We start from the raw sequence: 20091 nt of genomic DNA, 5'->3' as shown, positions 1-20091 counted from the left end.
AAGGCGGTCTGGTGATTCAATAAACTTACAAGATTTAACAAAAAAATATATGAAGGTGATCATATGAGATATAAACGGGGTGAGCCGTTCCGTTTTCAATTCCCTAAGCCGCTCCATGGGTCCTTCAGGATTATAAAAATGGACGATAAACCGGTTGAGGCAAGGCCTGGCACAGCGGAGATTATGGATTTGAGCCCGAACGGACTGCGGTTCAAGGCTTCCATGGACCTTCCGGTAAGAGAAAAAAAGCTGCTGATGGAAATGTCTTTCATCATTAATGATTCTCTTGTCACCATGACCGGTGAACCGGTATGGCAAAAGCACGAATGGAATAGCAGCACCTATGGCTTTGTATCTGCAGAAGGCAGCGAAAAAAGCCTTGAGATTATCCAGCAGCTTAAAGAGTATGCCAGAAAGGCTGCCGGCTCCTACAAATCAAGATAAAAAACTCCAGCCGCATTATGCTGGAGTTTTTTTACTGGAACTTTACGTTCATGCAACGGAAACATTATGAATCACCTATATGATGGAATAAACCATTTGAGGAGGCTTCATATGTTTTCCCATCTCTTAAGCTGCCTGATTTTCGTAGGGACTGTTTTCATTTTCAGCATCCTGCTGCTGCGGAAAAACTAGAAGGAATCCTGCTATTCCTCGTACATCATTTTCCTGGTCATTCCCCCATCGACCACGATGTTTTCGCCCGTTACAAAATCGTTTTCCGGATCACAAAGGTAGAGGCAGCATCGTGCTATATCAGACGGTTTACCTACTCTTCCCGAAAGATGCTGCTTATGGTCCTTTTCCCGCAATTCATCATAATGCTTTGTTTCAATCCAGCCCGGGCTGATGGAGTTAACCCTGATTCCCTTGCCTGCCAAGGTTCTTGCCAAAGCATGGGTCATGCTTGTGATCCCTCCCTTGGAAGCAGAATAAGCCTCTGTGTCAGGCTCAGACATGGACGCCCGGGTCGAAGCCATATTTACGATTGAGCCTCCACTTTTCATCAGCTTCACGGCTTCCCTGCTGCAGAGGAAAACGCTCCGCAAATTAGTCTGGAGGATCTCATCCCATTCCTCCAATGTCATTTCCGTAAATGAAATGAACTTTGAAATCCCGGCATTATTGATAAGGATGTCTATCGTTCCAAACTGAGCGGCTGTCTTTTCCATGGCAGTTATAACGCTTCCTTCATCTCTCACATCCGTATACACAAAAAAGGCTTCCCTGCCTTCGGATACCAGCTTCTCCTGAAGCTCAGCCCCTTCCTTTTCGGCTATATCTGCAATAACTACCTTTGCACCTTCTTCAGCAAATGACTTGGCAATGCCCTTGCCAATCCCATTTGCACCACCGGTTATGAATACTGTCTTGTCTTTAAACTTCAAAGCCTCATCGACTCCCTTCCTATTTATAATGAGTTTATAATGAGCCTTCAGCTGCGGGGCTCAGCTAGATACTGATACAATGCATCTCCGCCGCGCTGGCCTATGCCGCGGAAATGCTTAAAGTCCGGGCGGCTGACAAGCACCCTGCGGAACTCCAGGAAATCTTCCTTTTTTACATAGTACTCCGCAAGCTCACCGTTTTTAAGCTTATCAAGCAATTCATTCACCAAGTTTTGTTCCAAGACAATACCTCCTTTTCGCATACTTACTGTATACCAAATTACTATAAGAATTTCCACGGAAATACTTGCAGAATCGCAGTTATGCCATACCCTTAAATTTCAATGCGCAAAATGGAAATTTTAGTTAAAAATGTTCAAAATTCTTTACGAAATTCAAAAATTAGTGCAAAATGTTAATAAGCTTTTAGAGAAGAAACAAACACGGGAGAGGGAGAGGATGTATGAAGAAAGCAGAAGTCGGAAACGTGATTGAATTCAGGGAAGGCCTGAAGGGCATAGTTGAAAAAGTGAACGAAAATTCGGTGATTGTCGATCTTACATACATGGATGACTATCGTGATCTTGAGTTGGAACAAAGGACTGTTGTTAACCATAAAAACTATAAAGTCATTAAAGAATCGGTATTCTAATCGTAAAATGTAAGCGCTGCTATAATAAAATGTAAAAAACCTCAGCTGTCAGGCGGAGGTTTTTTTACTTGCCTGCAAGGCGGGCTATTTCATCCGATTCATATATCATTGCAGCCTTGTTGGCTTCCTTATCACGGATTGCGGCCGTTGCCATCCCTTTTGCCACATCGAATGCCTGAATGGATTTATACTTTTGAAGCTTTCCCTTCATAAACGGCCCTGCAGCCCTCAGGAAAACCTCGCCGGCCTTTTCCCCCAGCCTGAACTCCGCCCTATCGCCGACAAGAAGGGACGGCCGGGAAAATGTGGAGGCTGAAAGCATTCAGTGTCTTAAGCTGTTCTTCCATCAGTCCTTTTACCTTATTATAAAAAAACTTAGAATCCGGGTCCGCCCCCATTGAAGATATGATAAGGAATCTGGCTGCACCTGCTTCTTGTGCAAGATGTGCTGCCTTTAAGGGATACGCTAAATCGATTTCCCGAAAAGCGTCTTTACTTCCCGCCTTCTTAATCGTTGTGCCAATGCAGCAGAATATATCGTCAGCCTTGAAGGCATCCCCCATCTCTTCCAGACTGCTGAAGCCCCCAATGTATACCGTCAGTTTAGTATGGTCCATGCTGAGGGGGCGCCTGCTGATCACTTTTATTTGTGAGTACTGGCCGCTGCCCAGGAGCAGCTCCAAAAGATGGCCCCCTGTCAGGCCGGTAGCGCCTAAAATTAATGCTTTTCGCATCTTTTTCCCTCCTGAATGCTCTTCCAAAACAGTTGTTTGCACAAAAGTAGTAGCAGAGTCCTTTCATTTTTTGATAAAATAGTGATTGGTTTGTTAGAACACCAATAAATTGTACGAGCCAACAGCTTACTTACTGATTATACAGCATAAGAAGCATTTCACCGTAAACCCGCATTTATATTTTCCACCTGGCTGAAAGGAGATCATGAATGAAAATTGGCTCAATTGATATAAAACTGATCCTGGGGATCATGATTGCCCACTTGTTACTGTTTTTCACTTTTCAGGACAGGGCAGTATTCTGGTATATATTCACCGCTTCCATGCTGTTTCTGATCAGCTATTCAATTATGGCAGAAGAAGTGGAGGATGAGGCTTCTTTCCGATCTTACCTTTTCTTTGGAGCAGTTTCCGGGATACTCCTATATGGATTATTCTGGACAGGCCATTTCCTGATAGAGATTTTGAACCTGCCATTCGCAAGCCAGATCGGGAGATTGTACAGCCGGCTTTCCCCGGAAGTGATCTGGCATTATATCGTCCTGATCCTTGTCATCATTCCGGGCGAAGAAATTTTTTGGCGGGGTTTTGTGCAAAAACGCCTGCAAAGCTACATAAAACAACGATGGGCAGTGCCTTTGGCTGCTTTGCTTTACGCCTCCGTCCATTTCTATTCCGGCTATCCGGTCCTTGCCTTTGCAGCACTTGCAGCCGGGCTGTTCTGGGGATATCTGTATGCCTGGAAGAAAAGCCTGCCCCTGGTCATTGCCTCTCATCTCATATTCGATCTATTGATTTTCATTATCTTGCCATTTTGATGATATCAGCAAAATTTGTAACTTCCTGCCGATAATCATCGTCTACTCTATTATAAAACTGCATGACAAACAGGAGGAATGCCAAAATGAACACACTTCAAAAACTATTGCTGGCTACAGGGATCCTTTCACTCGCACTTGCCGGGTGCGGAACTGCAGAGGACACAGGAAATGAAGACAATGGAACCAATACAGAAGAAACAGCGGGCACAACAGAAGGCACCCAGGAAACCGGTGACAATTCAAACGGTGAAGACATAGAGCAGACGGATGATCAGACGGATGATCAGTCTGAAGGAGAAGAAAACGCGGAAACAGGCAGCTCTGAAATGGAGCAGGAAAAATCCCTGTCATACCAGGTGAATGGAGAAACGATGGAAGAAACTGCAGTCCTTGAAAAAAGCAACAACCAGAATTATTCCATGTATGTCCTTCCTTCATACGAACTGACAGCTGAAGAGCCTAATAAAGATGTACTATATCTGACAGAAAATGATCAAGTATTCATGAGGATTGAGCTGCTGCCGGAAGATACAGACTGGGAAATGGCTGAAGAGAACGCAAAATCCCAGCTGACAGCGGTAAGCAGTGAGGTGCAATCTGCGGAGGCTTCTGATGATGAATTCCTGCAGGATGCGATCATTTACGAAGCTGCTTCAGAAGAAGATAAAGCAGCGGTATACCTGATTAAAAACGGTGGACAGCCCCTTAAGCTGAGCATCTACACAAAAAATGATGCAGATCACACTGATGCATTTATTCAAATGGCAAAAACCATTTCAGCAGAGAAATAAGGAAAACAGGCCGATGAAACACCTCATCGGCCTGTTTTTTTCATGCTTCTTTTTCTTCTGCAGGTTTTATCCAGAGCAGGACAATAAATAGAATGCTGACATATCCGAATATCGGATAAAGATAGGAAAGCAGTGTACTGTATTCTATCATGCTGATCAAACAGGTAATTAGATAAATTCCCCCGACCGACCAGATCGCCGGGATCGAAATATACTGCCTTATCTGCCTCTCCAGCCCGAAAATATTTCCTATTATTGAAGTAAATATTTCTCCATAAATGACCAGAACAAACAGGCCGTAAAAGCCGGATGCAAGATTTTTCATGATAACTGCCATGGGTATTTCATATACTTCCAGGTTAGGGAGCATTACAAGAGTCAGATGGCTTGATAATAGGATGATGGTCAATGCCGCCCCACCGATATACCCTCCCATCCTGATGGTCCGGTCATCCTTTATTTCAGCTGCAACAGGCACCAGCACCGCCTGTGCCAGGGCCAGATTGAGGGCGGTATAGGAAAATGGCGCTGCCACAGCTTTCCACCCATCCTCCGCAAACGGAATGAACAGCATCTGCTCCTGAAAGCCCGGGAGCTTTATAGAAATGAACATTAAGATAAAACTGAAGGCAATCATCATAGGCACTACAAACAAATTCACAGCAAACAGCCCTTTTATGCCGAGAATCATTACAACCACCGATAAAATGATTGTTGCAAGCACCCCTGAGAGCTTGGACAATCCAAGCTGCTCCTGAAATACAGCTCCTGCGCCTGACAGCATGACCGCACATACGCCAAGGAGCATAATTAATGTCAGTACATTGATCACTTTTCCGAAATATCTGCCGAACAGATAATCATTCAGCTCCTGGTATGACTTTGCATGTATCCGGGCTGAGATCCTCATCAGCTTTGTTCCCAGCATGATAAATATATATCCGCTCATCAGAATTCCGATCAGCCCGATAAACCCGAACCGGGTAAAAAACTCTACTATTTCCTTGCCTGTTGCAAAACCCGCCCCCACTACTGTACCAACATAGACAGCGGCAATCTGCAAGGCTCCAGTCCAACTTTTCACGAAACCGCCTCCTCCACTTCATGTATATGACCGGCTTTTCCAACAAAGACGAGCTTTTCAAAACAATTCATTCCTTTGGCTGAAATTGCCAAGTCTTATTGCTTGAAAGTCAAATAAGGTCAAAGTATAATATGATCAAAGTTAGTCAAAGATAGTCAAAGTCAACATATAGGAGGCATTGATTGATGAACTGTGAAAAATGTCAGCAAAACCAGGCAACGATCCAATTAAGGTTTAATATAAATGGGAATAGAATAGAATCACATCTCTGCAGCAGCTGCTATCAGACCGAAAAGCAAAAAATGAACGCTTCCTTCGGTTACCAGGATCCCTTCGAGGCTTCCGGCATGGAAGACCTGTTCAAACAAATGGGCGCCGGTGAAGCTGGTGCCGGCAAGGGCATGAAACAGCAGCCAGGCAAAAAGCCAAACGGCTTTATTGACCAGTTTGGCAAGAACTTGAGCAATGCAGCCAATGCAGGCTTAATAGATCCTGTCATCGGCAGGGATGAAGAAATTGACCGTGTCATTGAAATACTCAATCGGAGAAATAAAAATAATCCAGTACTGATCGGAGAGCCCGGTGTCGGGAAAACGGCCATTGCAGAAGGATTGGCACTGAAAATATCTGAAAAGAAAGCCCCCCGCAAACTGCTGAATAAAGAAGTTTATCTTCTTGATGTCGCTTCGCTTGTTGCCAATACCGGCATTCGCGGACAGTTTGAAGAACGGATGAAACAGCTTATCACAGAGCTGCAGGAAAGAAAGAATATTATCCTGTTCATTGATGAAATTCATCTTCTTGTCGGAGCAGGATCCGCTGAAGGCTCCATGGACGCAGGCAACATCCTGAAGCCTGCTCTTGCACGCGGCGAACTTCAGGTAATCGGTGCGACCACTTTAAAAGAATATCGCCAGATTGAAAAAGACCCTGCACTTGAAAGGCGTTTCCAGCCTGTTCACATTCAGGAGCCGACACAGGAACAGGCCTTAGAAATCCTGAAAGGCCTCCAGTCCAAATATGAGGACTTCCATGAAGTCACATATTCGGAAGAGGCGCTGTCGGCATGCGTCACTCTATCAAGCAGATATATCCAGGACAGATTTCTTCCTGACAAAGCCATAGATCTGCTGGATGAAGCAGGATCAAAAATCAATCTGACAGCAGAATATACACCTGGAGAAGAAATTGAGCGCAGGCTGGCTGAAATAGCAGCAGCCAAAGAAGAAGTCTTGAAGAAAGAAGACTATGAGAAAGCGGCCAAGCTGCGAGAACAGGAAATCAAACTTGAAAAAGCACTGAATAATGATTCGGCAAAGAGGCCGGTTGTGGAAGCGGGACATATCCAGGATATCATTGAAAGAAAAACCGGCATCCCAGTCGGCAAAATCCAGCAGGACGAACAATCCAAGATGAAGAACCTGGAAAAATCCCTTTCCGAAAAAGTGATCGGCCAGGAAGAAGCTGTTAAAAAGGTTGCCAAGGCAGTACGCAGAAGCAGGGCTGGATTAAAATCCAAAAACCGCCCAATCGGCTCTTTCTTATTTGTCGGTCCAACCGGTGTTGGTAAAACCGAACTGACAAAAACGCTTGCTGAAGAGCTCTTCGGCTCTAAAGACAGCATGATCAGGCTTGATATGAGTGAATATATGGAAAAACACAGCATATCAAAAATCATCGGTTCCCCTCCTGGATACATCGGCCATGATGAAGCAGGCCAGCTGACTGAGAAGGTGCGGAGAAATCCATACAGCATCATCCTGCTGGATGAGATAGAAAAAGCCCATCCTGACGTACAGCATATGTTCCTCCAGATTCTTGAAGACGGCCGCCTGACAGACAGCCAGGGCAGGACCGTCAGCTTTAAAGATTCTGTTATCATCATGACAAGCAACGCCGGTGCAGGCCACAGGGAAATCAAGGTCGGTTTCGGCAGCAGCGGGGCAGTGAAGGAATCAGGCATCCTTGATTCTCTGGGCAGTTTCTTCAAGCCTGAGTTCCTGAACAGATTCGACAGCATCATAGAGTTCAAACAGCTTGAAAAAGACAGCCTGCTGAAAATTGTGCAGCTGATGCTGGAAGAGCTGAATACAGCACTCAAAGAACAGGATATGCTGCTGACTTTCACTGATGAAGCAGTTGAAAAACTGGCCAAGCTTGGCTATCATCCGGCGTTTGGAGCCCGTCCGCTCAGAAGGGCAATCCAGGAGCAGCTGGAAGACAAAATTGCGGACTTTATTCTGGAAGATCCATCATGCACACAACTGCATGCAGACCTTTTGGATGGAAATATTGTGGTTACTGGAAAATAAAGATACAAATCAATTGCGAAAGGCATACAGAAGCTTAATACAGGCTTACTGTATGTCTTTTTCTGTTAGACATTAAAGTCGCTCAACAAATTCTGACAAATTGTGATAAAATTGGTTAATATACTAACCGAAAGGCACCCTAAGCATGAACAAAACAAGACTGATAGAAAGCCGGAATCTGCTTTTGATACAGCTGCTCTGGCTGTTTTACATAATCGATACAGCTTTTTACACATTGGTCGATCAGCGCTATGATTTGCTGTGGCCGCCTGTCGGCCTTGGCTTTTGCCTGCTGCTCACCGGCCTCTATTATCTTAAGCCGAAGCCTCACTTCATGATGATTGTAATCCTGGCCAGTATATACAGTTATCTGTTTTACCTGAATCTGCAGCTTCCTTATCTGGTCAATTATATTTTTCTGGTGTTCGGGATCATTTTATCAGCCTTTTATCAGAGTTATCTTGCGCTTGGCATTTCCACCTCGCTGGCTGCTGCAGCCCTTATAATCCTGAATGCAGCCAATGGACATATAATTGCAGAAATGTCCGGCCCTGAGGACCTGCCTTATATCCTCCTTTTTGCCCTGCTCACAGGCATTCTGCTGTTTTTCATGATCAAACACGCGAACAGGCTGTGGGAAAGAGCGGAGAGAAGCGAAATGGCTGCAAGGAAAGACCTTGAATCGACCAGGTCCTATATCGACGCTTTTTTTGACAATACCAGCGATTCCATTGTAATCGCAGATGAAGATAAAAGGATTCTAAGAATGAATGACAGTTTCTCCCTGCTGTTTCACTCCGCAGCCCCAGGGCTTGGGGACTGCCTTGAAACGATCATAGCGGATGAAAATGGTGAAATTTCCGCTATGCTCGATTCGGCACTTCTTGGCCGCAGTATTTCCGGAGCTGAACTTTCCTTTCCGGGTGTCAGTGATGAGCCGAGCGTGCTGGAGGCGACCGTATCCCCTGTCTATAATGCTCAGCATAAAATTTTTGCAGTATCGATGGTCATAAGGGATGTTACTGAGAAGAAAAAGCTGGAAGAGTATCTGCGGAATTCTGAAAAACTGAAGGTCACCGGTGAAATGGCAGCGAGCGTCGCCCATGAAATTAAAAATCCATTAACCGTCATATCAGGATTTATACAAATGATTGGTGAAAAGGAGAACGACTATAAGCAATATATTTCAATCATCCATTCAGAACTGGAGCGGATGAACGGAATCATTAACGAATTTCTGTATCTGTCCAAACCGCACATGCCAAATATGAAGCCTCAGCCGCTGGAACCGCTGCTAAATGAAACAGCGCTCCTGTTTGAATCTGAGGCACATTATAAAAATGTGCACCTTTTGAAGGATATTCTTCCCGGATGCGGAACTGTCCTTTGCGACACCGGCAAGCTGAAACAGGCATGCATCAATCTTATTCAAAACAGCATTGACTCTATGCCGGAGGGCGGTGTTGTAAAGATCTCATGCAGACAGACCAGCAGCGGTGAAGCAAGGATTCTAATCCAAGACAGCGGATGCGGCATGCCCGAGGAACTTTTGCAAAATATCAAAAAACCTTTCTTTACCACAAAGGAGTCAGGCACTGGCTTAGGGCTGATGATTACAGAGCAGATTATCCAGCAGCATAAAGGCAGGCTCTCGATTACCAGCAGGGCAGGGGCAGGCACAACAGCCGAAATCCATCTCCCCCTTTTAATAGAAGAGCTGGACGGCAATCAGGAAAAGTAGCATAATCTGCACAAAAAAGAGCCGGGGAATCCCCGGCTCTTCTTATTTTACAGGCTTTTGTCATCTACAGAATTCAGCCAGCTTTCAATTTCACCGATTACGGATTCTACACAGCCTTCCTCAAATGGCGAAAGAAGATTGGCTTCCTTGACCAGCTCTGTGAAAGGAAGGCTTCCGCCCAATCCGCACAGCTTGACATAATCACTCCATGCCTCTTCCTGGTTTTCCCTTGAACGCTTCCAGAACTGGAAAGCGCAAATCTGTGCAAGTGTATAGTCGATATAATAGAAAGGCGAATTAAAGATATGACCCTGGCGCTGCCAGAAACCGCCATTCTCCAAATACTCATTTCCTTCATAGTCTTTATGCGGCTGGTATTTCCTCTCAATTTCCCTCCAGGCCTGCTTACGTTCCTGTGGAGCAGCAGTGTGGTTTTCGTATACCCAATGCTGGAATTCGTCTACGCTTACGCCATAAGGAAGGAAAAGCAATGCAGAGCTCAGATGGGAAAACTTGTACTTGTCTGTATCTTCCTTAAAGAAATTTTCCATCCATGGCCATGTGAAGAACTCCATGCTCATAGAATGGATTTCCGCTGCTTCATAAGTCGGCCAGTTGTATTCAGGAATTTCAAAATGGCTGCTGGAATATACCTGGAAAGCATGGCCGGCTTCATGTGTGAGCACATCGATATCACCTGAAGTTCCATTGAAATTAGAGAAGATGAACGGTGCTTTATGGTTCTCAATATAGGTGCAGTAGCCGCCTCCTGCTTTCCCCTTTTTCGCCACAAGATCCATCAGCTGATTTTCATTCATAAAAGAAAAGAATCTGCCTGTTTCTTTTGAGAGTTCGTCATACATTTTCTGGCCGTTTTCAATGATCCACTCAGGGCTTCCCTTAGGTACTGCATTGCCGGTCTTATATTGGAAAGGCTCATCATAGTATTTCAATTCATCAAGGCCGATCCTTTCCTGCTGGCGCTGCTTTAGCTTTGTTGCGATCGGGACGATATGCTCTTTGACCTGGCTGCGGAATTTGGCGACCATTTCTGCATTATAATCAGTCCGGTACATTCTGTAGTAAGCAAGCTCTACAAAGTTATTGTACCCAAGCTTCTGCGCAATTTCTGTCCTGACTTTTACAAGATCGTCATAGATCCGGTCAAGTTCCTCTTCATTGTCAGCAAGAAATCCGAAACGTGCCTCCTGTGCTCTTTTTCTCATTTCCCTGTCGGTTGATTCAGTAAAAGGCTCCATTTGGGCCAGCGTACGCTCCTCACCTTCAAAATCTATCTTGGCGGAGGCCATCAGCTTCGTATATTCAGAAGACAGCTTATTCTCCTTCTGCATGAGGGGAAGGATTTCAGGCTTGAACACCTTCAGCTGGGCATCAGCCAGTGCAAAAAGCTGCTTTCCCCATTTTTCTTCAAGCTCAGAACGAAACTTGGAATCTACCAGCTCTTTATAATAATCCGTTACAAACCCTTCCAGCTGCGGCTGTACTTCATCCATATAATCCTGTTCGTTTTTATAAAATTCGTCGTTTGTGTCAATTGAATGGCGGATATAGCATAAGTTGAACATTGTCCCGATATCATTGCGAATCTGATTGAACTCTTTCATCGCTTCATTTTGTTCATCGGCACTTGCTGCCCCCCTGAACCTCTCCAGTGCAGCTTCAAATTTCCTGCCTGCTTCGTCCATGTCTGGACGGACATATGTATATTCACTGAAATTCATTATTTTCCCCCCGAATAGCTTTATTTTCAAAAACCATACTAAAGATTCGACATCCAGCAGGAAAATCCTCCTAAAAAAACAAAAAACACAGCAAGATCACTGTGCTTTGCTTTAAAATCTTCCGACAGATAAGCCGAGCTTCTTTAAAAGATCGATCGCTGTCTGCTTTTCTTCATTAGAGAGCTCTGACATCAGTTCATGGATGAACTGCTCATGAGACGGAAAGATCTCCTCAATGAACGCTTTGCCTTTTTCTGTAATCTGGGCAAATGTCACGCGCCGGTCTGTCGGGCAGGCCACACGGCGGAGGTACCCTTTTTCCTCAAGCTTGTCCACAACATAAGTAATACTGCCGCTTGCGAGAAGGATTTTCCCGCCGATTTGCTGCAGCGGCTGGTCTCCTTTGTGATAGAGCAGCTCAAGCACCGCAAATTCAGTCGGATTCAATCCGTATGTCTGAATCAGCTTATTGACATTCTCATTAACAGCCCTGCAGGCCCTTGATAAAACGATAAAAAGCTTTAATGATTGATTTACCTGTTCATTCCCCATTTTTAAACAGATCCTTTAACACATTATTTTATCTCAAATTCAGCATTATTATAAGGAAGCTTGCCTCTTGTGTCAATTTTTGGGCTGCAATGATGGAGAATTGGCTGTAACCTTCCAATTTTCATTCACTTCTGCCTTCACAGGCTGTTCCCTCATGATATATTCAGCCAGCAGTTCTGTCATGTCTTTATGGATTTCCCGGATAACAGGTTTGTTCTTAAACATCCAGTAGCCGCCTCCTCCACCTGCACGGTAATGGTTCATGACCACCTCATACACTTCATCCATTTTCACGGCCTCTCCTCTGTGCTCCAAAACAGTGACACGGCTTCCTTCTGGCTGGGATAGATTCAGTTCATATTCGATCCCTTCCCACATATCATAATTATAATGCTGTGGCTTAGGCTTTGAAAATGACGGATTGACCACAATTCCCCCATCTTCACGGACCCTGAAGTAGGAAGCAGACCTTTCCAGTGCATCTTTAATGTCCTGGCCTGTTATCTGCAATACCGCAAGTGTGTTTGGATAAATATAATTGGTCATGATAGCTCTCATGTTCACCGTGCTGCTGAATCCCGGTGCTCCCTCATTGAACAGTGCTGTACAGGAAATCTTTGCCCCGGAGGCATCCATCTGGACGCGGTTGACCAGTTCAATCAATGGATGCTCCCTGATCCTGGCTTCCAGCGGATCTGTGATCAGCATACTTTCTGTCAGAGATCCTATTTCTTCATCAAGCCACTTTTGCGTTTCATTTTCGTAAAAGCTTGCATCATGGATGATTTCCTTATCACACTCACCTTCATTGCTGATCAAAGATGAATCGAGGCCGGCGATCGTCCATTCATGGCGGATCTTTTCAAAAGTCACTTCTACTTTGCCCAAATGGCTTCCATGGGCTCCCGGCATGATGACCGGCACCCCGTTCACCTTTTTGCCTGAAAGCCTCCTATGCTGATGCCCGGTGATCAGCAGGTCGATTTCCGGGAAATCCATGCAGATCCTGTAAGCCTCATTTTCTCCTGTTTCCTCTTCCGCTTTGGCGCCTGTTTCCAAATCGCGTTCAAAGCCTCCATGATAAGCGACCGCCAGGAAGTCGGGCTTTTCAGTTTCTTCTATATAAGGAATCCAGCGTGCAAGGGTCTCAATTGCAGAATCAAAGAAAAGTTCCTGGATATAGTCGGGCCTTTCCCAATTCGGGATATGGCTTGTTGTAATCCCGAGGACCGCGATCTTAAGCTCATTCATTTCTTTAATCATATAGGGCACTCCGAAATACGGCTCCTTCGTTGTCCGATGCAGCACATTGGCGCTCAGCCAGGGGAAATTGGATTCGCTGGCTGCACTCTTGATCATTTCGATGCCATAATTGAATTCATGGTTGCCGATTACAGCAGCGTCATACTCCAGCTTATTCAGGACCTGGACCATGGGATTGACACGGTGCTTTAAGAACCGGGAATAATGGTACATAAGCGGCGTGCCCTGGATGAGGTCGCCATTATCAAGAAGGAGTGTATGTTCTGTCTTCGCTTTCTCCTGCCTGATCACAGACGCCAGTTTGGCAAGCCCCGCCTCTTGTTCTTTTCCCGTGCTGTAATCATAAGGATAGATGCTGCCATGCAAATCAGATGTAATCAGGAACGATACTATCTCTTTATTTTTCATCTAACTCCTCCCTTTAGTACCTATTTATCATTCTCGGCTGCTGTTAAACTTGAATTGTTCATAAGTGGTATAATAACAAATGAGCCCGCCCGGATAGGAGGCGCTCTTCTCAATTATACAAATATTTATTGAGGTACATACAAATGAAAAAATCAAAGAACTATATTTTGTATCTCGCAGCCGTTATGATCCCTGCTGTCATTTCCAGCCTCTTTTATATGAACAAGCTGCTGGATCAGAATATCAGCGACCGCCAGGAAGCTGCCAGGTGGACGGCAGCCATCCACCAGCGGCATTGGGATGACTTTATTTCGGAAACCGTTTCTACCCTTGAGGTCCTTTCTATTGCTGCCTCTGCGGAAATGCAGGATCCTGCTAAAATCTCCCCGCTGCTTCAGCGCATCCATCTGATGGATTCACGCTATGGGGGATTATATGTAGCCAATGCCGGCGGAGAAGTCATCGCAGGATCAAACTCTCTGTTTGACAACAAAAATATGCTTGAAAAAAATTATATACAGGAAGCGATGGCCGCTAAGGATATCGTCATTTCCTCCAGGCAGGAAACACTCGAAAACGGCCAGAAGGTTATTGGCCTGGCAGCGCCGGTGCTTAAAGAGAACCGGGAGATTGCCGGAATTGCCATAGCACAGATCAGGGTAGACCATATTGAAAATATATTGACCATGCTGACGCCGGATGCCAGGCTGGTCGTCTACAACCAGGAGGATGCGCCGATCATGAGCTTTAATATGGCCGGTTCCGGTTCATTTGGCAATAAGCAGACAGTCATGATCCCGATCGAGAGGCTTCCCTGGACAATTAAAACAGCCGTCCCTGACAGAGATAACGCAGCAATTTTTAAAGAGGCTGCGGGATTTATTGCAAGACTGCTGATCATCTTCCATATCATCTTCTTTTTTATCAAATATTTCATGCTTAAAAAGCAGGCGGCAGAGGAAAAGAAGAAAAACGAATTGCAGAAGCTCGAGCTGGTCGGCACCCTTGCAGCAAGTACAGCCCACGAAATCCGGAATCCTTTGACCGGAATAAAAGGGCTTGTCCAGCTTCTCAGTGAAAAATACACACATTCCGACGATCAGTACTTCTTTAAAGTGATTGACACAGAGATAAGCAGAATCAATGAAATTGTAAGTGAGTTCCTGATCCTGGGAAAGCCTGCTGCCCTGAAATTGGAGAGAATCAACCTGAAAGAAATCATTTCTGACCTGATTCCCCTTTTCGAATCAGAAGCGTCCCTGGCAAATGTACAGTGCACCTATCATCTGCCGGATAACCCGGCAATTGCCGAGGGTACCCAGGATCAGCTGAAGCAGGTACTTCTCAACCTTGCAAAGAACGCTTTTGAAGCAATGCCGGACGGGGGGCGGCTCTCCATCTCCCTGCATACCGGCGGCAAATGGCACAGCATCATACTGGAAGACACAGGCTCAGGCATCCGTGAGGAAGACCTTGAGAAGGTATTCACGCCATTTTTCACTTCAAAGGATATGGGAACTGGGCTTGGCCTTGTTGTATGCCAAAGGATCATTGAGTCCTTTGGTGGCAGCATCACCATCTCAAGCAGAGTGAATGAAGGCACAAAAGCTGAGATCCTGCTGCCTGTAAAAGAGTAAGGTGCCAGGCCCAACTTAGCAACACGTGTAAAGCAGAGCACCATCCGGTGCTCTGCTTTAATCATTCAAGGGTGAAAATCGGCTGTTCCTCCTCGATCCTGCCCTTCAAATCAGCCATCATTGAAAGAATTCCTGTGCTTCTGTCCTCAGGCGCAATCTTTTTATGGAGGACAGTATAGAGGACAACATCCCTGAGTTTCAGGAACAGCGGGAGCTGATCAAGCCACCCGGGGGGAAGCTGCCTGATTTCCTCATAACCTGAAGCAAATTCTTTCAGAAATGCTGCTGCAAAAGCATTTTTCTCCTGCTGTGTTCCGTTTTTGAAGCGGTAAAGGACCGAGTAATACACCGGGATGGCCATATCTGAGGCAAACCAGTGATAGGCACAGTCATCAAAGTCAAACGGATAGACCTTTTTTCCATCAAAAAAGAAGTTGCCTGAATGAAGATCTGTATGCACTAACCCAAAGCTGTCACTTCCAGCAGGCAGCCCTTTAATCCTGCTGATGAGCTCCCTGCTGTTTGCAATGATTCTTGCATGCCCTTCTGCGGGAACATACCTTTCAGGGAAAAGGACATCTTCTTCATCCCAGCCCGGCCTTATTCCAATTTCAGCATTTGCCTTATAAGTGGCTGTTGCTTCATGCATCTGGGCAATGATCCTGCCCCATGACCTGAAAAGATCTTTGTCAAACTCTCTGTCAGTTACTTTTATTGGCCTGCCCGGAGCTTTCGAAAACAGACAGGCGTAGAAACTGCTGCCATCCCTGCACCCAGCGGTTATGATCCTTTCTCCTGAAGCCATAATCACCTCAGGTACTTGAATCCCCTCAGAGAATAAATGATTGAGCCAATCAATCTCGGCTGCAATATCGTGAAAAGACCGATGCGATTGATGAGTCAGCCTGAGAATATAGGGCGTTCCACCCTTTCTTACTTCATAAACAAAATTCTCAAAATCGCCCAGAAGTCTGCAATCCTCTTCAAGTCCAAAAGTATTCTTCATGTCTTTAAGGATGGAACTGCCGTCCAGCAATTCCTGAATATATTTTTCCATATTTGCCTCCAGAAGTGACTTCCTCCCAGATCCATTGTAAATGAATCATGGATAAATCTACTAAAATATATTATGCTATTTTATTATGTGTTATTTCAATCAAGAACTCTATCGGCAAATAAACACCAGGAGGGAAATCAATGGGACACCCTGCAGCAGTCCAAAAGCAAAAATACAACGAAGGTACAGCCTATAAAGTTTTATTCATCATCGGGCTCTGCCATCTGTTGAACGATACGATCCAGGCTGTAGTGCCTGCCATGTTTCCCATCCTCGAGAAGTCTATGGGGCTGACTTATACTGAGCTGGGCTTCATTGCTTTTTCCCTTAACATCGTGTCTTCGGTCCTGCAGCCGGTTACCGGCATACTGACTGACCGTAAGCCGATGCCATTTGCTCTTCCAATCGGGCTGGCCATTTCACTTGCCGGAGTGCTAGGCCTCGCCTTGGCCGGGAATTTTCTTTCAATAGTATTATCTGTTGTGCTGATTGGCCTGGGTTCAGCCATTTTCCATCCTGAAGGGTCGCGCGTCGCCTATATGGCTGCCGGGACAAAAAGGGGACTGGCACAATCGATTTACCAGGTGGGGGGCAATACAGGACAGGCGCTTGCACCGCTCATTACAGCCCTCATACTTGTGCCCCTCGGGCAAAGAGGAGCTTCCTGTTTTACATTGGCTGCAGCCCTCGCTTCCGGCCTTCTTGTTTATATCGCCTTCTGGTATTCCGGAAAACTGAAGGAGGAAAAGCAGCTGGGGCTGAAAAAATCCAGGGCCGGCAAAAAAAGGAAAACTGCCTTAAAAAACAAAATAGTACTTTCACTGGCCGTCATCCTTTTCCTGATTTTTGCCCGCTCCTGGTATATATCAGCTATCACCAATTTCTATGCTTTTTACGCGATATCAGAGTATTCCTTCACGATCACGCAGGCACAAGTATTTTTATTTGCATTCCTGGCAGCAGGCGCTGCAGGGACTTTCTTTGGCGGACCATTATCTGACCGCTTTGGAAAAAAAAGAATCATTTTTGTCTCAATGGCTGCATCTGCACCATTTTCAATTCTGCTGCCTTATATGCCAAAAGAACTTGCTTTTATTTTTTTGCTGTTAACCGGCTTTATTCTGATGGCAAGCTTTTCGGTAACTGTAGTGTATGCGCAGGAGCTGGTGCCTGGAAAAATCGGCACCATGTCCGGTCTCACAGTGGGCCTGGCCTTCGGCATGGGAGCAATCGGATCGGTAGCGCTCGGATGGCTCGCAGATATGATCGGCCTTCCCCTGACTTTGGCTGTCACCGGCTTCCTTCCTCTATTGGGCCTTTTGTCGGCTGTTCTGCCATCAGACCGCCAGCTTGCAGAAATGCAGGCCGAAGATATATAAGATCAGCTTTTATGCGGGCTGTCCGAACCCTGGTACCGGTTTGGACAGCCTTTTTTATATTCTTTTCAGCTGCACAATCATTTTACGGGGAACTTTTTTCTTTCTGCTGTATATATTAGTATTGCGCGTTAAGCCCATAAACACGGTTAGGCCAGATTGCATGGTGCTCATCATGTTTCAAAGGAAAGGCGGGGAGCTTTATACCATGAGCGAGGTAATTATCGGGAGCGTACTGTCTGCCCTTTCAACAGGACTTGGGGCTTTGATCATACTGTTTATGCACGGAAGCATCACCCACAGCTGGAGAGACATCCTATTGGCTTTCACAGCAGGCATCATGATGGCAGCCTCCATGATGGGGCTTATTCCGGAAGCGCTGGCTGCAGGTGGATTTCTGCCGCTGGCTGCTGGTGTTTTCCTCGGTGTACTCTCCTTGACGCTGCTGGAGAAGAATATCCCTCATATCGATCTTCAGCATTCGAAGAAAGGGCTCGAATTTGATGAAAAGGCAATGCTGATCATCGCAGCCATCACACTGCATAATATTCCTGAGGGGTTATCAGTAGGGGTCAGCTACGCTTCGAGCACAGAAGATACAGGCAATTTGATCGCCTTTGCCATTGGATTGCAAAATGCCCCTGAAGGATTCCTTGTGGCATTATTTCTGGTGAACCAGAAAATACACAAATTCAAGGCATTTATTATTGCTACCCTGACAGGTGCGATAGAGATCGTCACCGGGCTTCTCGGATTCTATCTCACATCATTTATCAGCATTCTTGTTCCCTATGGCCTTGCTTTCGCCGCAGGCGCCATGCTGTTCATTATCTATAAAGAGCTGATCCCTGAGAGCCATGGGGACGGAAACGAACGCACTGCCACTTATTCCTTCATCATAGGCTTGCTCTTCATGATTTTTCTGATCAATATTTTTTAACCGGCAGGATAGTAATGAAGAAGGGCCCTTATAAAACAGGCCCCTCTTCAACGGATTTTGTTCAGCCCCGGGAAATCCCGCCGCAGAACCTATGCTTTTCCAAATGTTGATGCTGTGCTGTTTTCTTCTATGAGGAGAATAGCTGTGAAGTGTAATTTGCGAGTATTTTGGCTGAAGTAATAAATACGCAATAATGTTTGGGCGGAACCCGGATAATCCTTTTTAGAGCTGACAACTGTCAAATCTGCCGCTTAGACTTTAGCAAGCTCCCTCGGCCAAAGGATCATCTCTTTATAGGGTCCTTTTACAATTTCATGATTTCTGCTTTCTTTCTTCATGCTTTGCTGAAACTCCAGAATCAGCTTGTCAAGCTCCTGGCTGCAGCGGATCGTCGCAGCACTGGAAATTCCTTCTCTCTCTGCAATCTTAATCATCGCTTCCCTTTTTACCTGAATTTCTTTCATTAAATATTCATTTGACTGGCACAACTTTCTTTTCCTCCTAATCCGTGTCCCATTCCTTTTTTTATAATCCGATCATTCTATCTTCCCTCTTTAATTATGTCTCTCTTTATATAATAATAAAAACAGAGGCAATTTCCCCAGTCATCCCTTCTCTATTTGATATCATCTGCGGAATACCAAGGAATAATAGGCCACTTGAAGCATTATTACAAGAATTTCTATAAAAGTAAATAGATTCGCAATATTAGACAAATTCTTCAAGAAAAAATGTTCTTTCACAATCCGAAATATATTGTTTCGACAAAATTCTTTTTATTTTGCAGATAAATTTGACTGTATAGACCAGAATGAGGGGAAAAAAATGCAGCTTATTAACCATTTTTGTTTTTCTGTTTCTAATCTTGAAAGATCCATTTCTTTCTATCAGGAAGCATTCCATGCAAAATTGCTTGTTTCCGGCAGGACAACTGCCTACTTTGATTTAGAAGGGCTGTGGATTGCTTTAAATGAAGAAAAAGATATCCCGAGAGGAGAAATAAAGGATTCTTATACTCATATTGCATTTCAGGCAGAAGAAGGAGAATTGGCAGAGCTGGAAAAAAGGCTTATAAAAGCCGGGGCTGTCATTCTTTCAGGCAGAAGCAGGCATGAAAAAGACGGCCGGTCCATCTATTTTGAGGATCCGGATGGGCATAAATTCGAATATCACACCGGAACCCTGCAGGATCGTCTTGAATATTACCGCAAGGAAAAACCCTATATGACTTTTTATTGAGGGAACTCAAGGGACCATGATTACGATTAGCATTTAGTTTCGTACATATTTTTTACTCCTGAATGGGGCTGTTGATTTCCGTTCCAGGCACTTCGCTTTCCGCGGGGCGGCGCTAAGCCTCCTCGTCGCTGCCGCTGAGGGCACTGAAAAACTTATGCTTTTTTCATTCTAAAGATGGTCAAAGGAAAAATAGCAAAACTTATTTCGGAAAAGGGGGGATCAAATGCGAAAAAGCAGCTTTCCTTCGGAAAATAGACGAAAAGTTGCTTATTTCCTTCCTTTTTCCTTACTTCTTATCTTTAAGAAGTTTGATAATTCGTTTGAGATTGACTGCGAATATGGTTGTGGCTCCTT

20 protein-coding genes are annotated in these 20091 nt (G+C 45.1%); 10 read left to right on the top strand and 10 right to left on the bottom strand.

Annotation, left to right across the window (positions count from 1 at the left end; translation table 11 throughout):
- The first annotated feature begins 63 nt into the window (after window positions 1-63).
- Window positions 64-444 carry a PilZ domain-containing protein gene (locus FZD51_RS04765; RefSeq protein WP_148973724.1) on the top strand — a complete coding sequence of 127 codons (381 nt, stop codon included), beginning with the start codon at window positions 64-66 and terminating at the stop codon, window positions 442-444.
- Between the two features lie 203 nt (window positions 445-647).
- Here the strand turns inward: FZD51_RS04765 and FZD51_RS04760 are convergent, their stop codons facing one another.
- Window positions 648-1388: an SDR family NAD(P)-dependent oxidoreductase gene (locus FZD51_RS04760; protein ID WP_148973723.1), complete on the bottom strand. Its 741-nt coding sequence runs from the start codon at window positions 1386-1388 to the stop codon at window positions 648-650.
- A gap of 47 nt (window positions 1389-1435) precedes the next feature.
- Entirely contained in the window at window positions 1436-1651 is a 216-nt protein-coding gene (locus tag FZD51_RS04755) for a hypothetical protein (RefSeq protein WP_148973722.1), read from the bottom strand.
- A gap of 200 nt (window positions 1652-1851) precedes the next feature.
- Here FZD51_RS04755 and FZD51_RS04750 point away from each other — a divergent pair, with 200 nt between their 5' ends.
- The gene (locus FZD51_RS04750) at window positions 1852-2040 is read left to right on the top strand and encodes a YkvS family protein (protein ID WP_009794279.1); all 189 of its coding nucleotides are present in this window, start codon (window positions 1852-1854) and stop codon (window positions 2038-2040) included.
- Between the two features lie 64 nt (window positions 2041-2104).
- Here FZD51_RS04750 and FZD51_RS26375 read toward each other — a convergent pair whose 3' ends face one another.
- Together FZD51_RS26375 and FZD51_RS04745 are read right to left on the bottom strand one after the other, a co-directional pair.
- Window positions 2105-2251, bottom strand: a complete 147-nt coding sequence (locus tag FZD51_RS26375; protein WP_222928610.1) for a hypothetical protein — start codon at window positions 2249-2251, stop codon at window positions 2105-2107.
- Between the two features lie 61 nt (window positions 2252-2312).
- The gene (locus FZD51_RS04745; protein ID WP_222928609.1) at window positions 2313-2774 is read right to left on the bottom strand and encodes an NAD(P)H-binding protein; all 462 of its coding nucleotides are present in this window, start codon (window positions 2772-2774) and stop codon (window positions 2313-2315) included.
- 209 nt (window positions 2775-2983) lie between these two features.
- On the opposite strand from FZD51_RS04745, the gene FZD51_RS04740 reads away from it, so the two are divergent.
- Both FZD51_RS04740 and FZD51_RS04735 read left to right on the top strand, forming a co-directional pair.
- Entirely contained in the window at window positions 2984-3592 is a 609-nt protein-coding gene (locus FZD51_RS04740) for a CPBP family intramembrane glutamic endopeptidase (protein WP_148973721.1), read from the top strand.
- 86 nt (window positions 3593-3678) lie between these two features.
- Window positions 3679-4386 carry an ICP22 family protein gene (locus tag FZD51_RS04735; RefSeq protein WP_148973720.1) on the top strand — a complete coding sequence of 236 codons (708 nt, stop codon included), beginning with the start codon at window positions 3679-3681 and terminating at the stop codon, window positions 4384-4386.
- Window positions 4387-4426: 40 nt separating this feature from the next.
- Here FZD51_RS04735 and FZD51_RS04730 read toward each other — a convergent pair whose 3' ends face one another.
- Entirely contained in the window at window positions 4427-5470 is a 1044-nt protein-coding gene (locus FZD51_RS04730) for a YkvI family membrane protein (RefSeq protein ID WP_148973719.1), read from the bottom strand.
- A 185-nt stretch (window positions 5471-5655) separates the two neighbouring features.
- Between FZD51_RS04730 and FZD51_RS04725 the strand changes: the two genes are divergently transcribed.
- Window positions 5656-7782, top strand: coding sequence for an ATP-dependent Clp protease ATP-binding subunit (locus FZD51_RS04725; protein WP_148973718.1), 2127 nt, complete (start codon window positions 5656-5658; stop codon window positions 7780-7782).
- A gap of 145 nt (window positions 7783-7927) precedes the next feature.
- The gene (locus tag FZD51_RS04720; RefSeq protein WP_148973717.1) at window positions 7928-9523 is read left to right on the top strand and encodes an ATP-binding protein; all 1596 of its coding nucleotides are present in this window, start codon (window positions 7928-7930) and stop codon (window positions 9521-9523) included.
- Window positions 9524-9570: 47 nt separating this feature from the next.
- Here the strand turns inward: FZD51_RS04720 and FZD51_RS04715 are convergent, their stop codons facing one another.
- From FZD51_RS04715 to FZD51_RS04705, 3 genes are all read right to left on the bottom strand, one after another.
- Complete coding sequence (locus FZD51_RS04715; RefSeq protein WP_148973716.1) at window positions 9571-11265, bottom strand: M3 family oligoendopeptidase; 1695 nt, start codon at window positions 11263-11265, stop codon at window positions 9571-9573.
- A 111-nt stretch (window positions 11266-11376) separates the two neighbouring features.
- Window positions 11377-11817, bottom strand: a complete 441-nt coding sequence (locus FZD51_RS04710) for a MarR family winged helix-turn-helix transcriptional regulator (RefSeq protein WP_009794271.1) — start codon at window positions 11815-11817, stop codon at window positions 11377-11379.
- Window positions 11818-11889: 72 nt separating this feature from the next.
- On the bottom strand, window positions 11890-13488 hold the full coding sequence (locus FZD51_RS04705; RefSeq protein ID WP_148973715.1) for a bifunctional metallophosphatase/5'-nucleotidase: 1599 nt from the start codon (window positions 13486-13488) through the stop codon (window positions 11890-11892).
- A 143-nt stretch (window positions 13489-13631) separates the two neighbouring features.
- Here FZD51_RS04705 and FZD51_RS04700 point away from each other — a divergent pair, with 143 nt between their 5' ends.
- Window positions 13632-15125, top strand: a complete 1494-nt coding sequence (locus tag FZD51_RS04700) for an ATP-binding protein (RefSeq protein ID WP_148973714.1) — start codon at window positions 13632-13634, stop codon at window positions 15123-15125.
- 61 nt (window positions 15126-15186) lie between these two features.
- On the opposite strand, the gene FZD51_RS04695 is transcribed toward FZD51_RS04700, so the two are convergent.
- Window positions 15187-16182, bottom strand: a complete 996-nt coding sequence (locus FZD51_RS04695) for a phosphotransferase enzyme family protein (RefSeq protein ID WP_148973713.1) — start codon at window positions 16180-16182, stop codon at window positions 15187-15189.
- A 140-nt stretch (window positions 16183-16322) separates the two neighbouring features.
- On the opposite strand from FZD51_RS04695, the gene FZD51_RS04690 reads away from it, so the two are divergent.
- Together FZD51_RS04690 and FZD51_RS04685 are read left to right on the top strand one after the other, a co-directional pair.
- On the top strand, window positions 16323-17561 hold the full coding sequence (locus FZD51_RS04690) for an MFS transporter (RefSeq protein ID WP_148973712.1): 1239 nt from the start codon (window positions 16323-16325) through the stop codon (window positions 17559-17561).
- 205 nt (window positions 17562-17766) lie between these two features.
- A complete protein-coding gene (locus FZD51_RS04685; protein ID WP_148973711.1) occupies window positions 17767-18498 on the top strand; it encodes a ZIP family metal transporter in 732 nt (243 codons plus the stop codon).
- A 251-nt stretch (window positions 18499-18749) separates the two neighbouring features.
- On the opposite strand, the gene FZD51_RS04680 is transcribed toward FZD51_RS04685, so the two are convergent.
- Entirely contained in the window at window positions 18750-18986 is a 237-nt protein-coding gene (locus FZD51_RS04680) for an aspartyl-phosphate phosphatase Spo0E family protein (protein ID WP_262380700.1), read from the bottom strand.
- Window positions 18987-19323: 337 nt separating this feature from the next.
- Between FZD51_RS04680 and fosB the strand changes: the two genes are divergently transcribed.
- The gene (fosB, locus tag FZD51_RS04675; protein WP_148973710.1) at window positions 19324-19737 is read left to right on the top strand and encodes a metallothiol transferase FosB; all 414 of its coding nucleotides are present in this window, start codon (window positions 19324-19326) and stop codon (window positions 19735-19737) included.
- The last annotated feature ends 354 nt before the right edge of the window (window positions 19738-20091 follow it).

Origin of the sequence: Bacillus infantis (genome assembly GCF_008180445.1) — a bacterium.
Lineage (GTDB): Bacteria > Bacillota > Bacilli > Bacillales > Cytobacillaceae > Bacillus_AB > Bacillus_AB infantis_B.
This window is presented reverse-complemented; position numbering and strand designations above follow the sequence as displayed.